This window comes from Phormidium pseudopriestleyi FRX01, assembly GCF_017313335.1.
GTDB lineage: Bacteria > Cyanobacteriota > Cyanobacteriia > Cyanobacteriales > Laspinemataceae > Laspinema > Laspinema pseudopriestleyi.
In genome coordinates this window covers 1-13,890 of the sequence record NZ_JAFLQW010000343.1, presented here as the reverse complement: position 1 = coordinate 13,890, position 13,890 = coordinate 1, and the positions used below count along the sequence as shown (strand labels likewise).

Here is a 13,890-nt window from a genome sequence, read left to right as displayed (position 1 = left end):
GCATTTTGGTTGAGGGGATGGACTTGCGATCGCGCTCGTTCGAGTTGGCGTTCGTCAATATTAACTCCCACAAGCTCTAAGTTGGAAAACCGTTCGTTGAGACTGGCGATCGTGCCGCCAAACCCACAACCACAATCGAGAATTTTCAATCCGTCGGTGATTTGGGCCGCATCGCAAACCCGGAGGGATAGTTGTTCGGCAGCGTTGGCAAAGTCAGGAATGGAACCATCGGCGCGACTGGGGTCTTCCCAGTACCCCCAGTGAACGTGGCGACCAAATGCTGCGATCGCATCTTGATTTTGGTCCTTTAATAGTTCCAAAAGCTGGTCAAAATACGGGAGATGAACTTTAAGTGCCATAATATTTAAGACTTTTGATTGGTAAAAATTATCTCCCCCGGTTGTCCCAATTTACGCAGTTTTAGGAGAAGGTTGGGGAGGGATTGAAAGGGTTTTTTCGGTTGGAATAAAGGCTAGTAATGTTTGCCGTAATGCCTTAAATAATACTCCGGTTTAGTCTGGGGATAGTCCTTTGGAGGCTAACCACTGGCGATCGTATAACCGGGATTGATAGCGTTGTCCACTATCACATAACACCGTTACCAGGGTATGACCTGGACCCATTTCTTTAGCTAAAGCGACGGCGGCACCGACATTAATGCCCACGGACCCTCCCATAAATAAGCCATCTTTTTGGAGGAGTTGATAAATGACGCGAATTGCTTCTTGATCATCCACTTGAATGGCGTCATCAATCGGCGCACCTTCCATGTTTTTGGTAATCCGACTATTGCCAATGCCTTCGGTAACCGAGTTGCCGATGGGGTTGATTTCGCCAGTTTTTACATAGCTATATAATCCACTGCCCATTGGATCAGCAACGATACATTTAATGTCGGGGTTCTTCTCTTTTAAAAAGAGAGAAACTCCGGCATAAGTCCCGCCAGTTCCTGTTGCAGCCAGCCAAGCGTCAATTTTACCGTTGGTTTGGGACCAAATTTCGGGTCCGGTGGTTTGATAATGGGCCATTCTGTTGGCTAGATTATCAAATTGATTGGCCCAAATTGCGTTGTCCATTTCTTCGGCGAGTCTGCCGGAAAGCTTGACATAGTTATTGGGATCGCGGTAAGGAACTGCTGGAACTTTACGCACTTCGGCCCCTAATATAGTGAGGGTATCTATTTTTTCTTGAGATTGAGTTTCGGGAATGACTATCAGGCATTTATAGCCTTTGGCGTTGCAAATATGGGCTAATCCAATGCCGGTATTGCCTGCGGTTCCTTCGACAACGGTCCCCCCAGGTTTGAGTAAGCCTTTGCGTTCGGCTTCTTCGATGATGAAGAGGGCGGCCCGGTCTTTAACGGACCCTCCAGGATTAAGAAATTCGGCTTTTCCTAAAATTTCACATCCGGTTTCTTCGCTAAAGCTGTTGAGTCGAATTAAGGGGGTATTCCCTACGGTTCCGATGAACCCCTGTTTAATATCCATTGGTTCTTGTCCTATGGCGGGCTATTACAACTGCTGGTTTGATTGTTTTATCAATTTATTCAGGAGAGAAAGGCGATCGCCCTGCTTAGAGGCTATCTTGGTCAGAAAATCCCTACAGATGAGCCTCGGCGATCGCCTTGTCAAAGGCAGGGTCTTATTTATTCGGGGGTGGAGTTAACCGCAAATAAGGTTTAACGGCAGTGTATCCTTTGGGGAATTTTTCCTTTAACACTTCTGGATCTTTGAGGGAGGGGACAATTACACAATCGTCGCCATCTTTCCAGTTGACTGGGGTGGCAACGCTGTAGTTGTCCGTGAGTTGTAAGGAGTCGATCGCCCGGAGAATTTCCACAAAGTTGCGTCCGGTACTTGCGGGGTAAGTTAAAACCAACCGGAGTTTTTTCTGAGGATCAATGACAAAGACCGATCGCACGGTAAGGGTATTATTGGCATGGGGATGAATCATGTCGTAGAGATCGGATACCTTGCGATCGGCATCGGCCAAAATGGGATAGTTAACGGTAACATTGCCGACTTCTTCGATATCAACAATCCAGCCTTTGTGGGATTCCACATCATCCACACTCAGGGCGATGGTTTTGACATTGCGCTGGTCGAATTCAGCCTGAAGACGGGCAACTTCACCGAGTTCTGTGGTGCAAACCGGGGTATAGTCTGCTGGATGAGAAAACAGCACCACCCAACTCTCTCCCGCCCACTCGTAAAAATTAATCTCTCCCTGGGAAGATGCTTGGGTAAAGTCGGGTACGGTATCACCTAAACGCAGAGTCATAGCAAGGTTCCTGTAATTTGAAAGACAAAAAAAGAGTCGATTAGGCAATTTTGCCCGATAAGTCCGGTTTGTCCGGCGGATTTTAGATCTTTTTTAGATTTTATCAGGTTGCCTTCTTTGTGGTATGAATTAAAAGAATATTTTGATGTCATCGATTGGAGTATGGGCCTGTGTTCCAAATGCTGTACTCTCTGATTCGCGCCATTGAGCCATTTTTAGTGCCAATTTGCTTTGTCAGTGCTTGGTTTCTGGTGATGTTGCTGGGGTGGAGCCTTTTTAGTGCGATCGCCACGGCAAGGGCGAATGCCAAGCGAATGCACCAGATTCCCTGTGCCTATTGCGTCTTTTTTACCAATGACCCTCGTTTGAAATGTCCCGTCCATCCCACTCGGGCGATGTCGGAAGAGGCGATCGATTGTGGGGATTTTCGGAGTTGAGGGATTTGTCATTGGTCATTGGTCATTGGTCATTGGTCATTGGACTTCAACAATCCAAATGACCAATGACAAATGACCAATGACCAATAACATTCTATGGACTAATCTCTAACAAAACTTTTAAAACTCCTCGGCGTTGGGCGTGCTCAAAGGCGGCGATCGCCTCGTCGAGGGGATATTTCGCTTGAATTAAAGGGTTGACATTTATCTTGTTTTGTGCTAAAAGCTCTAAGGCTTTGGGAAAAGGACCGCAACGGGACCCAATCAGGGTAATTTCATCCACCACTAGGGACGAGATATCTAGGGTGAGGTGACCCGCATAAGTGCTTTTGAGGACGAGGGTCCCCCGGGGACGTAAGGCGCGACGGGCAATGGTAAATCCTTCGGGGTTGCCGGTACATTCTACGGCGATATCAAATTGTCCGTCGGTGACGGCATCGGCAAATCCAGTTTTAATGCCTAGGGACTCTAAATTCTCCAGTTTGTCCCGATGTCGCCCGACTGCCAGTAAGTCACAACCTGTGAGGGCCAGGGTTTGGGCGACTAATTGCCCTAATTTGCCATCTCCTACCACCAAGATGCGATCGCCCGGGGTGATGGGAACCTGTTCCTGAATTTCTAAGGCAGCGGCGACGGGTTCGGTGAAGGTTGCCATATCGGTTGTAATGGTATCCGGGACCGCATACAAGTTTTTAACCGGCAGGGTCAAATATTCGGCAAAAGCGCCATTGCGATTGACAATTCCCAACACTGTGCGATTTTCGCAGTGGGTGGGTTGTCCCTTGCGACAAAACCGACATTCTCCGCAAGCGGCGTTAATTTCTCCGACTACGCGCTGATTTTGCAGGGATTCTGGTCCTCGTTCCACCACACCGACGAATTCGTGACCTAAAATGCCACTGTAGGGATAGTAACCCCGTAGCAGTTCGAGGTCGGTATTGCAAATTCCCGCCCGCAAAACTCGGATGAGGGCTTCTCCTTCGGGAGGTTCGGGAATGGGAAGTTGCGATCGCAGTTGTAATTGCTGATTTTCTAGCCAGAGTCCTTTCATGGTTTTCGGTCCTGACAACAGAATTAGAGTCTATTTTACCTGAAATTGCTCATTCTAAACCCCTGAACTCTTAAGTTTAAAACTCATGTCTGCATCTTTACCCCATGAATTTCCGAATCCTACCCCACCTGGGGCGATCGAAGTGAAGAATTATCCCGAATATCGGGCTGTCACTTACAGCCATTCGGGGAATGTGCAACAAGCCAGCCAAGTCGCCTTTAATCCGTTATATAATCACATTAGCACCAATCAAATTGCCATGACAACCCCGGTTGAAGTGCGGTATTTGGATGGGTTAAGTTCGGAAGTGACCATGCCACAAACGGCGGAAGTTTCTTTTTTATATCCCAACCGCGATATTTGGCCGGAAACCCTGACGGATGAAGTTAAAGTCACCGATTATCCCCCTATGACTGTGGTGAGTATTGGCATTCAAGGGGCTTATAGTTGGGCGAATTATGAACAACATTTGCAACGGTTGCAAGGTTGGTTAAAGGAACATTCGGAGTATGTGATTATCGGACCCCCTCGCAGGTTGTTGTACAATTCCCCGATGACTCCGGAAGCGAGTAAACTAAGCGAGGTGCAGATTCCAGTTGCTGGGGTTACTTCTAGTTAATCAAATAAAAACCCGCACCCTAAAGGGTGGGGGTTTTTATTTTGAAAACTTATTTTCTATCCAGAAATTTGCTGGATTCTGGCCGATTTTAAGTCAGCCCTTGAAATATCGGAATTTCTATAGCAAATTCTGACCCTAAATCCGGCGTTGCGTGACAGGATATCTGGCCTTTATGTTTTTCTACGATAATTTGATAGCAAACAGAAAGTCCTAATCCAGTCCCTTTGCCGACGGGTTTTGTGGTGAAAAATGGGTCGAAGAGTCGGACTTGGATTTTGGGTGTCATGCCGGGACCATTGTCGATGATGCGAATTGTAACCCGATCGCCGGTGACTGCGGTGAGAATCCGAATGGTGGGTGACTGGAAATGCGGCGATTTAGGTGGAGTCTCCCCTAAGTTTTGGCTGTACTTTTCCTCTAAAGCATCGATCGCATTATTCAGGAGATTCATAAACACTTGATTCAGTTGTCCGGCATAACATTCCACCGAGGGGAGTAGGCCAAATTCTGGGATAATGTCAATTTCTGGTCGATGGACGGTTGCTTTCAGTCTACCTTGCAAAATCAACAACGCGCTTTCAATGCCTTCGTGAATATTGACTTGCTTCATTTCCGCTTCATCGAGGCGGGAAAAGGTGCGTAACGATTGCACGATGCCTCGGATGCGATCGGTTCCCACTTTCATTGAACCCAAAATTTTATGCAAATCTTCTTGCAAAAAATCCAATTCTATGTCTTCGAGTTTATCAGCTATTTCCGGGTCTGTTTCCCCATACTGTTGTCGGTAAAGTTCGACTAAATCGAGTAAATTTTCTAGGTAATCGCGAACATATCCCAAATTGCCCGAAATAAAATTCACGGGGTTATTAATTTCATGGGCAATCCCCGCCACCATTTGTCCCAAGGAAGACATTTTTTCCGATTGAATTAACTGGGTTTGAGTCCGTTGCAATTGAGTCAGAGTGGCTTCAAGTTGCTGATTTTTTTCCTGTAATTCTCCTGAAGTCCGATGCAATCGTTCCACGGTGTCGCGCAAGGCAGTTTCCGCCTCAACGCGATCGCTAATATCCCGGGCGACGCCAATTAATCCGATGGCATAACCTTGGGCGGAACGATACAGGGTTTTGGAGGTTAAATAGGTCCGGGGTTGAGACGAATTAAAATCCGCATTCAATGGCACAATTTCTTCTTCTAAAAGCTGAGTCTCCCCATCCAACAAAATTCGGTGGTCATTTTTCATCCGTTGCCGAGCAGTTTCTGGCGATAATAATTCGGTATCATTTTTCCCTAAAATTTCATCCACGGGCTTGCCAATTGCCTTGGCCCCGGCAGAGTTAATGGAGAGATAGCAACCCTGAAGGTCTTTGACAAAAATACTATCAGTTGTTCCTTCGGAGATAGCTTGCAAAAGATTGTAGCTTTCTTGCAATTTCTCCTGGGCGCGCGTGCGTTCGGTGATGTCACGCACAAACAGGGTGTAGAGTTGACCTTGGGGTAATAGAACATGAGCGATCGCCAGTTCGATGGGAAAAGTCGTGCCATTTTTACGCTGTCCAACTAATTTATAAGCCGAATTGCTCTCCCCCGGCATTTGACGAGTGTTCAGAAATATGGTCAAATAGGCGTCGATTTCTTGGTGTATTAACCAGGGCATCAAGAGTTTCAAATTTTGCCCTTGTAATTCTGATTCGGTATAGCCAAACAGTTCCAAGGCAGCGGTATTCATCCAGTGAATTTTACCGCCATCGGTGATGGCAATGGTCCCCTCGGGGGCCGCTTCTAACATGGCTTGATATTGTTGAGAATTGCGCTGTTCCTGGTCCAGAAGTCGGTTACCTTGGTAGACAAAGAGGATGCCTGCGGCGCAGATGATTAGGGAGGTGATTCCCGTGGCGATCGCCGGACCCGGTAGGTAGGATGAGCGAATTTGTCGGACCTCAAGCTGGGTCAAAATTGCCCCATTTAATTTGGGAATGGGGGCATAAGCGACGATCGCCGGAATACCCTGTTCATCGGTAATCAACTGACTGCCGGTTTCCCCGGCGATCGCCCGGTGGATGGCATCGGCGAGTTCTGAATCGGGGATTACGGGCATCCAGAGGCGATCGCTGGCCGTTCCCTGTTGCCACATCACCGGGGAATTGTCGGTTTCCACCCAGGCGATCGCCACCCGCATCCCCGAGGGTTGAGGGAGTTGATACGCTTGTTGGGCTGACTCCCAGGCGGTTTGCGGGGTATCCGTGACGCTGGCAATCCCCTGGATTAGTTGGGCTTGCATCTGGACGGTTTGTTCTAAGTGAGATCGCCCTTGGGAGAGGACCATCCGATCCAGGAGATAAATCCCAATTCCCGCCACCGCCATCGCGATCGCCGTGAATCCGACTGTCCAGTAGACCAGTTTCTGGCGGTTATTCGGGCGATCGGCATCATCGCCTATTTCCTGATTCTGGGAAACATCCCTCATCGAATTCCTCACAGGGACTTGCTTGAATTTTTAGCGTTTACTGCCTCAGTTTAAGCCAGCTTACGGATCATTATTCCCCCTGAATATGGACCACTAATTCTCGATGATGACCCTGTTGCCGGTGTTCCCAAATATAAATTCCCTGCCAGGTTCCGAGCACTAATCGACCGCGATTGATGGGAATTTGCTCGGAAGTGTGGGTGAGGGCGGTGCGAATATGGGCGGGCATATCATCGGGACCTTCGGTACTGTGGCGGTAGCGGCGTTGTTCGGGAACTAAATCTGAAAAGAAATGTTGTAAATCCTCTAAGACATCTGGGTCGGCATTTTCTTGTAGTAATAAACTGGCAGAAGTATGGCGCAGAAATAGGGTACAGAGGCCCGTTTGCACCCCTGATTTTGCCACGACTTCTTCTACTTTAGCGGTGACTTTAGCTAGGGATTTTCCCGTGGTTTTCAGTTGGAGAATTTGTTGATGGTAAGTCATAAATTAAATCTGTAAAAGGGTTAACGTTCAGAAGCGGATTAGGTTTGGAAATAATCCACCACTGCCTGGGCGATCGCTTCAGTCCCATTTTTGATTAAGGGTTCGGTTGATTGCGGGGGGAGAGGAGGTTCTCGCAAAAAATCCCAATTCCCCTCAAAAAACTCTTCAGGGCTGATAATTCTGTGATGAGAATGCTGTTGGATTCCCCGGAGTAATAAGGGGGATTCAGCAAACCCTTCTCGGGTGAGGGAGATAATCGGCACATTTTGACGACAAGCTTCTGAAAAGGTGCTGAATCCAGGTTTGGAAATGACTCGCCCACAAACCGGCATGAAATCGACGGGACGAATGCGATCGCCATTGGTTTGATTGTCAATTTTAACGACATTGGGCAGATCTGGCGCATTGCGGTCAAAGGTGATAAATTGCCAGTCGGGAAAGTTATGCAAATTATGATAAGGAATTTGTTCCAGTCCCAATCCGCCAAAGGTGAGTAAAATTGTTTTTTCTGAGGGAGATTTCAGACCCCATTCCCGGCGGAGAGTTTCCGGTTGATAGCGGGGAGTTCCCCCAGTTAAACCGAAATCTTTAATGAGAGGAAATGCGCTCATCGGTTCGTGAAAGGGCAGACGAAATAGGCAGTTACATTGACTGAAACAGTCCGCAATCCAATCGGCAATAGACTCAAATTCTCCTCCCCAAGGACGATAAATAAAATCCCATCCGAAATTACTCATCATCCAGACGGGAATGCCTGCGGCTTTGCCAATGGTTGCTGCCAAGGGGGGAATATCAGCCAGAATTAATCCCACGCGATTGAGATGAATAAAGTTGACTTCCCCAGCGGCGATCGCATATTGCCGCTTGCGAATATCATGCAATTTTTCAAGGGTTGCTAATTTATCCATCTTCAAGCTATCCGCCTGAATTACTCCCACATCTAAAGCCCTTTCCCGTAAGATAAAATCTCCGGTAATATAACTCTCTAGTAACCAACGGGGTGCGGTGGTTACTAAAATTAAGAGAATGTCCGGGTTTAGCCTTTGAATTTCTGCCGCAACTGAGGCGGCGCGCACTGCATGACCAAAACCATGATTGGTAATGGCAATATAAACAACGGGTCGAGTTTTCACGGCCTATATCAGCTAGAAAATAACAACAGGATAGAGGGGAAATATGGCCGAGATACCCCAGATATCGCCTCTCTATTGCCATCCTAAGACAATTTTAGCCCATTTTCCTACAATAGCTAAAAATCAAGGTCACCATTAAGGAGATGGCCTGACTATTTTTGCGGTTTTCAACGGGATTAAATCTGCTGACAATAATCTTGTATTCCCTGAATTAGTCGTTCTATTTCCGATTCTAAGGTAAAATAATGAACGCAAGCCCGCACGCAATCTGGATTGAGAATAGTCCGAACCATGACGCGATGTTCTTTTTCTAAAAACTTCACCAATTTGTCATGATTTGCCCCTGATTTTCGCAGGGTTTCATTAAACTGAAAGGAGACTAAACCCGCTTCCGGTGGGGTCGATTTTAAACAAACAATATCCGGTAAGTTTCGGAGTTTTGTCCAGAGTTGATGACTTAAGGCTTGGATGCGATCGTAACGGTCTTCAGGGGTTCCTATGTCATGATGAAAGGCGATCGCATTTCTTAATCCGGCTAATAACGGATAAGCGGACGTTGCCAGTTCAAATCGGCGTCCATCGGATTTAAAACCTACCCCGTACCCGGTAGAATTCATGGCAATGCTACGCCAACCAATAAAGGTGGGATGGAGGGTTTCAGCGGCATCAGGACTGACATAGAGTCCGCCTAATCCTTCCGGTCCGCACCACCATTTATGGCCGGTAAAGGCATAATAATCGACGCCGATTTCGGTCAGGTTTAAGGGTAAAACGCCTACAGATTGGGCGGCATCTACAAGGACTCTAATTTTTTTTGAAGGGTTGGATTTTTGGCTGAATTCATGGCAAGCTTTAACAATATCGGTGAGGGGTAAAACTTGGCCGGTATTCCAGAGGATATGACTGAGAACGACTAACCGAGTATTGGGGTGAAGATGGGAGGCGATCGCCAAAACGGGATTTCCTTGATTTAAGGTTTCCATCAAGGGACAAATTGAAACTTGGAGATTAAACCGACGGGCGAGTTCATCTACAGCCGCGATAATTCCTGGGTGTTCGCAGTCGCCGATTAAGATGCGATCGCCCGGTTGCCAATCCAAACCCCAGAGGGGAATATTGCATCCAATGGAGACATTTTCTGTGAGGGTAATTGTCTCTGGATTGACCCCGAGTTCCGAGGCGATCGCCTCTCTTGTTGCGGTGATTTCTTGATTGACCCAAAGTCCCGCTTTGCCGGTAAAAGGTCCTTTCTCCTGAATCGATTGATAGGAGTGAAAAAGGGCAGTTAATGCCGATTCGGGCATCGGTCCTTGTCCACCATAGTTAAAATAGGCTTTATTCTTTAAAGCTGGAAATTGCTGGCGATTGTCTTCTGTCATAGAAATTTACCTCATGTTTGAATCAGATATAGCGGTTCTAGTCAATTTAATAGCCCAGTCCTGCCAATGACTGCATTCATCGGAATCTTGCAGTTCTTGGATCCGGGTTGGGCGATCGCCCAAGGGGGGAGATTCAGCCCAGATGAGAGAGGATGTCGAGGACGCTGAGGGCGACCCTATACAGTGCGCGGCGGGTTGGAGAGTTTCGGTGATAGATAGAACGCATAGAACAGGTAGCGAGTGACTGGGTAGATTTTTATGGAGTCTTATGGGGCAATCGACTAATTTTTTATTTCGAGTTTCACATAAATTTTAATAGTTGATTCTTTATAATTAAATAAACCTTTACTAAAAATTCTATCAATTAATGTTCTCTACCTTTTGGCTGTTTTTATTTAATGCACCATTTCTAAGCGATCGGCCAACCCGCTGAAACAGGGGTCAAGCTTGGACTGCTACAGATTTGGATCACAGCCTCGGGATCCCAAAACGATCCCGAGGTTATTCATACACCTAAGTATTCTCGCCGACTGATTCTTGGTATGTTAAAGATATGCTGCTAACTGACAACGTTTTATTTGATTACCAACGCTGTGCGCGCCTGCCATTCCTCAACCTGTATGGAAATGGCACTCATCCAGAACCGGCGAGTGATTTTGCCACCAAACTGAAACGGGATAGCGAAGTTTACCGACACAGTGTATTGGCAGAATACCCCGCTCAACGCCCGAATTATCCATCGGGAGACCGGGTGAAGAGTTCCGAGGGAACCGTGGAGTTAATGAAACAGGGTGTCGATCGCATTGATCACGGCGTCTTGATGACCCCAGGACCCCAAGGGGTCACCCTGATGAGTCGTCCTGATTTATTAATCCGAAAACCCGGTGCCTCGGTTTATGGGAATTGGTCCTATATTCCCGTGGATATTCGCTTTAGTAAACGCCCGAAGGCGCAACATCAAATTATGGCAGCATTTCACGCCCTGGTGCTGGCGGGGGTCCAGGGTGCTTGGCCCCAGGACGCCTGGTTAGTTTGCCGTGAAGCAGGCGAATATAGGGTGAATTTAGAGAAATATGTCCCTCAAATGCAGGAGGTTTTAGACTCTTGCATTAAAATGCTGACCGATCGCCAAGAACCGGAAGTGTTTATCGCACGACATCCTTGCAGTATGTGCCAGTGGCAGAGTCGTTGTTATGCGATCGCCCAAGAAACACAGCACCTCTCCCTCCTGCCTGGAGTTACCCCCATTCGCTATCAACAGTTAAAACAACTGAATTTGACCCAGATAGAATCCCTCGCTGATGCGGATGTACTGACTTTAGCTAATGGTCTGGTGGAGGTTTGTAATAATCAATATGAACCGGAAACCATAGCCCGTGATCTGATCATACAAGCCAAAGCTACCCTAAATAATCAACCAATTGCTTTACCCCAAAAATTGCCCCTTGCACCTAAGTTTCTTCCGGTGTCTCCGGTTGAACTCTATTTTGATATTGAAGCGCAACCGGAATTAGACCTGGATTTTTTGTTAGGAGTATTAGTAGTTGATCGCCGCAATATCGCCCAGGGAGAAGCACCAACCCAGAAATTTTATGCCTTTTTAGCCGAAAGTTCCGAAGAGGAGTTCCAAATTTGGGAGCAGTTTTTGGAATTAATTTGGACCTATCCCATTGCTCCCATTTTTCATTTTTGTGACTATGAAATTCAAACCATTAAAAAACTCGCCCGCCGCTATCATACTCCCCCGCACCGATGGAAAGTAATTCTGAATCGGTTTGTCGATATTCATAAGTTAGTTACAAAATCTGTGGTCATGCCGGTGGAAAGTTATGCCCTCAAGTCTATTGCTCGTTATCTCGGATTTGAGTGGCATGAGGCATTAGCGTCCGGCGCTCAATGTGTGGTGTGGTACGATCGCTGGTTAGAAACGGGCGATCGCAGTTATCTAGATTTGATTTTAACCTATAACGAAGATGACTGCATCGCCACCTTTGTCGTCAAAGACTGGTTGGTAAATTTTTCTCAAAATACTCCTTTAATATAAGGTCTACAACTTCTATCAATTCAAGCTAAAATAAAAATTTAATCTGGTTCATAAAACTCGATTAATATGGCTATTTTTAGCTGTTTAAAAAGTTATTCTCCCTCCAAAATCCTGATATTCAATCCCATCAAACCTCTATGCTTTTCGGTAAAATCAATCTTGTTTTATGGATAACCTTGGGATTGTCTTGTACTTTTGGCATGGGTTGTCAACCGCGAACCATTCCAGAAACCGTTGCCAGTCCTTCCAATTCACCGATTTCTAATTCGTCAGAAGTCATGACTTCTCCTATTGAATATTTAGGAGAATTAAAAATCCCCACCGGGTTTATATTTCAGGATACCCAACTTGGGGGACTCTCGGGAATCACCTACGATTCTGAACGCAATCTGTATTATGCCCTATCGGACGATCGCGCGATCCAAGGACCCGCAAGATTTTACACACTAGAAATAGACTTGAATCCTCTGGTTGTTACCCCCATTGGCGTTACCGCTTTGGTGGACCAAAGCAGTCGCCCTTTTCCCACTTACAGTGTAGACCCTGAAGGGATTGCCTTAACCCGTCGCGATACCCTATTTATTTCATCCGAGGGAGATGTGGAACGAGGTATCCAACCTTTCATTAAAGAATTTTCCCGCGAAGGAAAAGAACTGCAATCTCTCCCCATTTCTGATAAATTTCTCTCCCAAAATGGTCAAGGGATTCGGAATAATCTGGCTTTTGAAAGTCTAACTTTAAGCCCGAATAAGCAATTCCTCTACACTGCAACGGAAAGTGCTTTAGTTCAAGATGGAGAACCCGCAAATCTGGAAAAAGGAACCGTTATCCGTATTTTGCAATATGATTTAACCACAACACAATCTACAAAAGAGTTTTACTATCTCACAGAACCCGTACAGACTGAACCCAACTATCCCGATGGATTTACAATTCATGGATTAGTCGAATTACTCGCCTGGAATGAAACGAAATTGCTCAGTTTAGAACGGGGGTTTACTGAAGATGTGGGAACCAGCGTTTTATTGTATGAAATTTCCCTGGAAGGCACCACAAATATTCAATCAGTTGAGAGTTTAAATAATTTAGATTTAGGTAATATTCAGCCCGTTCAAAAACGGCTTTTGCTTGACTTGAGTACCTTAGATATTCCTCTGGATAACTTAGAGGGAATGACATTCGGTCCAGAGTTAGCTGATGGAGGACGCTCCTTAATTTTAGTCAGTGATAATAATTTTAATCCCTTGCAAGTGACGCAGTTTATAGTATTTGCCCTCACCTTAGAAGAGTGAACGCGACAACTGGACAATCGGGGGGGAAATATTCGATAATAAAGACAGTAATTCCCCACGCTAATTAATGGAGATTCCTACCATGAGCAAACACCCATCTGTGGGAAAAACCGACAACAGAACTGAACAACAACTCCTTCCTTTAGAAAATGGCGATCGGCTCACTCGTCCTGAATTTGAGCGCCGCTATCACGCCATGCCGAATTGCAAAAAAGCTGAACTCATCGAAGGAGTCGTTTATATGCCATCCCCCGTCCGTTCTAAAAGTCATGGCTTACCCCATGCAGCAATCATGGCATGGTTAAGCAATTACTGGCTGGCAACGCCAGGGACCGAACTGAATGATAACACAACCGTGCGCCTAGATTTAGACAATGAACCCCAACCGGATGCACTGTTACGAATTGAGACTGGGGGTACTTCAGCGATCGCAGAGGATGATTATGTTGAAGGTCCACCGGAATTTATAGCAGAAATCGCCGCCTCAACTGCTGCCTACGATTTACATGATAAAAAACAAGTCTACCGTCGTAACGGAGTGCAAGAGTATCTGGTGTGGCGCGTGTCTCAAACTCAACTGGATTGGTTCCGACTCACGGAAGGAGAATATATCCCCATTGAACCGGACAAAAATGGAGTTTTGCGGAGTCTAGTTTTTCCGGGGTTATGGTTAGACTGTGCCAAATTATTAGCGGGAGACTTTT

At 46.4% G+C, this 13,890-nt stretch carries 13 protein-coding genes; 5 read left to right on the top strand and 8 right to left on the bottom strand.

What is annotated here, in order from left to right; genetic code table 11:
• The 3 genes from J0895_RS12995 to J0895_RS12985 form a co-directional block, all read right to left on the bottom strand.
• Window positions 1–359: SAM-dependent methyltransferase (locus J0895_RS12995; protein WP_207088514.1), on the bottom strand; the 359-nt coding region annotated here is incomplete at its 3' end.
• A gap of 153 nt (window positions 360–512) precedes the next feature.
• Window positions 513–1,487 carry a cysteine synthase A gene (locus J0895_RS12990; RefSeq protein ID WP_207088513.1) on the bottom strand — a complete coding sequence of 325 codons (975 nt, stop codon included), beginning with the start codon at window positions 1,485–1,487 and terminating at the stop codon, window positions 513–515.
• A 154-nt stretch (window positions 1,488–1,641) separates the two neighbouring features.
• Window positions 1,642–2,280: a peroxiredoxin gene (locus J0895_RS12985; protein WP_207088512.1), complete on the bottom strand. Its 639-nt coding sequence runs from the start codon at window positions 2,278–2,280 to the stop codon at window positions 1,642–1,644.
• Between the two features lie 170 nt (window positions 2,281–2,450).
• Between J0895_RS12985 and J0895_RS12980 the strand changes: the two genes are divergently transcribed.
• Entirely contained in the window at window positions 2,451–2,717 is a 267-nt protein-coding gene (locus J0895_RS12980) for a hypothetical protein (RefSeq protein ID WP_207088511.1), read from the top strand.
• Window positions 2,718–2,811: 94 nt separating this feature from the next.
• Here J0895_RS12980 and J0895_RS12975 read toward each other — a convergent pair whose 3' ends face one another.
• Entirely contained in the window at window positions 2,812–3,768 is a 957-nt protein-coding gene (locus J0895_RS12975) for an MDR/zinc-dependent alcohol dehydrogenase-like family protein (RefSeq protein WP_207088510.1), read from the bottom strand.
• 85 nt (window positions 3,769–3,853) lie between these two features.
• On the opposite strand from J0895_RS12975, the gene J0895_RS12970 reads away from it, so the two are divergent.
• The gene (locus J0895_RS12970; protein WP_207088509.1) at window positions 3,854–4,387 is read left to right on the top strand and encodes a heme-binding protein; all 534 of its coding nucleotides are present in this window, start codon (window positions 3,854–3,856) and stop codon (window positions 4,385–4,387) included.
• A gap of 88 nt (window positions 4,388–4,475) precedes the next feature.
• Here the strand turns inward: J0895_RS12970 and J0895_RS12965 are convergent, their stop codons facing one another.
• The 4 genes from J0895_RS12965 to J0895_RS12950 form a co-directional block, all read right to left on the bottom strand.
• Window positions 4,476–6,851 carry a PAS domain-containing sensor histidine kinase gene (locus J0895_RS12965; RefSeq protein ID WP_207088508.1) on the bottom strand — a complete coding sequence of 792 codons (2,376 nt, stop codon included), beginning with the start codon at window positions 6,849–6,851 and terminating at the stop codon, window positions 4,476–4,478.
• Between the two features lie 70 nt (window positions 6,852–6,921).
• On the bottom strand, window positions 6,922–7,338 hold the full coding sequence (locus J0895_RS12960; RefSeq protein WP_207088507.1) for a secondary thiamine-phosphate synthase enzyme YjbQ: 417 nt from the start codon (window positions 7,336–7,338) through the stop codon (window positions 6,922–6,924).
• A 38-nt stretch (window positions 7,339–7,376) separates the two neighbouring features.
• Window positions 7,377–8,471 carry a glycosyl transferase gene (locus tag J0895_RS12955; RefSeq protein ID WP_207088506.1) on the bottom strand — a complete coding sequence of 365 codons (1,095 nt, stop codon included), beginning with the start codon at window positions 8,469–8,471 and terminating at the stop codon, window positions 7,377–7,379.
• 176 nt (window positions 8,472–8,647) lie between these two features.
• The gene (locus tag J0895_RS12950) at window positions 8,648–9,850 is read right to left on the bottom strand and encodes an aminotransferase class V-fold PLP-dependent enzyme (RefSeq protein ID WP_207088505.1); all 1,203 of its coding nucleotides are present in this window, start codon (window positions 9,848–9,850) and stop codon (window positions 8,648–8,650) included.
• Window positions 9,851–10,403: 553 nt separating this feature from the next.
• On the opposite strand from J0895_RS12950, the gene J0895_RS12945 reads away from it, so the two are divergent.
• From J0895_RS12945 to J0895_RS12935, 3 genes are all read left to right on the top strand, one after another.
• Window positions 10,404–11,894: a TM0106 family RecB-like putative nuclease gene (locus J0895_RS12945; protein ID WP_207088504.1), complete on the top strand. Its 1,491-nt coding sequence runs from the start codon at window positions 10,404–10,406 to the stop codon at window positions 11,892–11,894.
• A gap of 137 nt (window positions 11,895–12,031) precedes the next feature.
• Window positions 12,032–13,186, top strand: a complete 1,155-nt coding sequence (locus J0895_RS12940; protein ID WP_207088503.1) for an esterase-like activity of phytase family protein — start codon at window positions 12,032–12,034, stop codon at window positions 13,184–13,186.
• Window positions 13,187–13,268: 82 nt separating this feature from the next.
• A partial coding sequence (locus J0895_RS12935; RefSeq protein ID WP_207088502.1) for a Uma2 family endonuclease occupies window positions 13,269–13,890 on the top strand: 622 nt, incomplete at its 3' end.

Bases quoted from the DNA above. Each gene is read 5' to 3' on its own strand.
- J0895_RS12990 (WP_207088513.1), bottom strand. From the start codon at position 1,487: ATGGATATTAAACAGGGGTTCATCGGAACCGTAGGGAATACCCCCTTA.
- J0895_RS12985 (WP_207088512.1), bottom strand. From the start codon at position 2,280: ATGACTCTGCGTTTAGGTGATACCGTACCCGACTTTACCCAAGCATCT.
- J0895_RS12975 (WP_207088510.1), bottom strand. From the start codon at position 3,768: ATGAAAGGACTCTGGCTAGAAAATCAGCAATTACAACTGCGATCGCAA.
- J0895_RS12970 (WP_207088509.1), top strand. From the start codon at position 3,854: ATGTCTGCATCTTTACCCCATGAATTTCCGAATCCTACCCCACCTGGG.
- J0895_RS12965 (WP_207088508.1), bottom strand. From the start codon at position 6,851: ATGAGGGATGTTTCCCAGAATCAGGAAATAGGCGATGATGCCGATCGC.
- J0895_RS12960 (WP_207088507.1), bottom strand. From the start codon at position 7,338: ATGACTTACCATCAACAAATTCTCCAACTGAAAACCACGGGAAAATCC.
- J0895_RS12950 (WP_207088505.1), bottom strand. From the start codon at position 9,850: ATGACAGAAGACAATCGCCAGCAATTTCCAGCTTTAAAGAATAAAGCC.
- J0895_RS12945 (WP_207088504.1), top strand. From the start codon at position 10,404: ATGCTGCTAACTGACAACGTTTTATTTGATTACCAACGCTGTGCGCGC.
- J0895_RS12940 (WP_207088503.1), top strand. From the start codon at position 12,032: ATGCTTTTCGGTAAAATCAATCTTGTTTTATGGATAACCTTGGGATTG.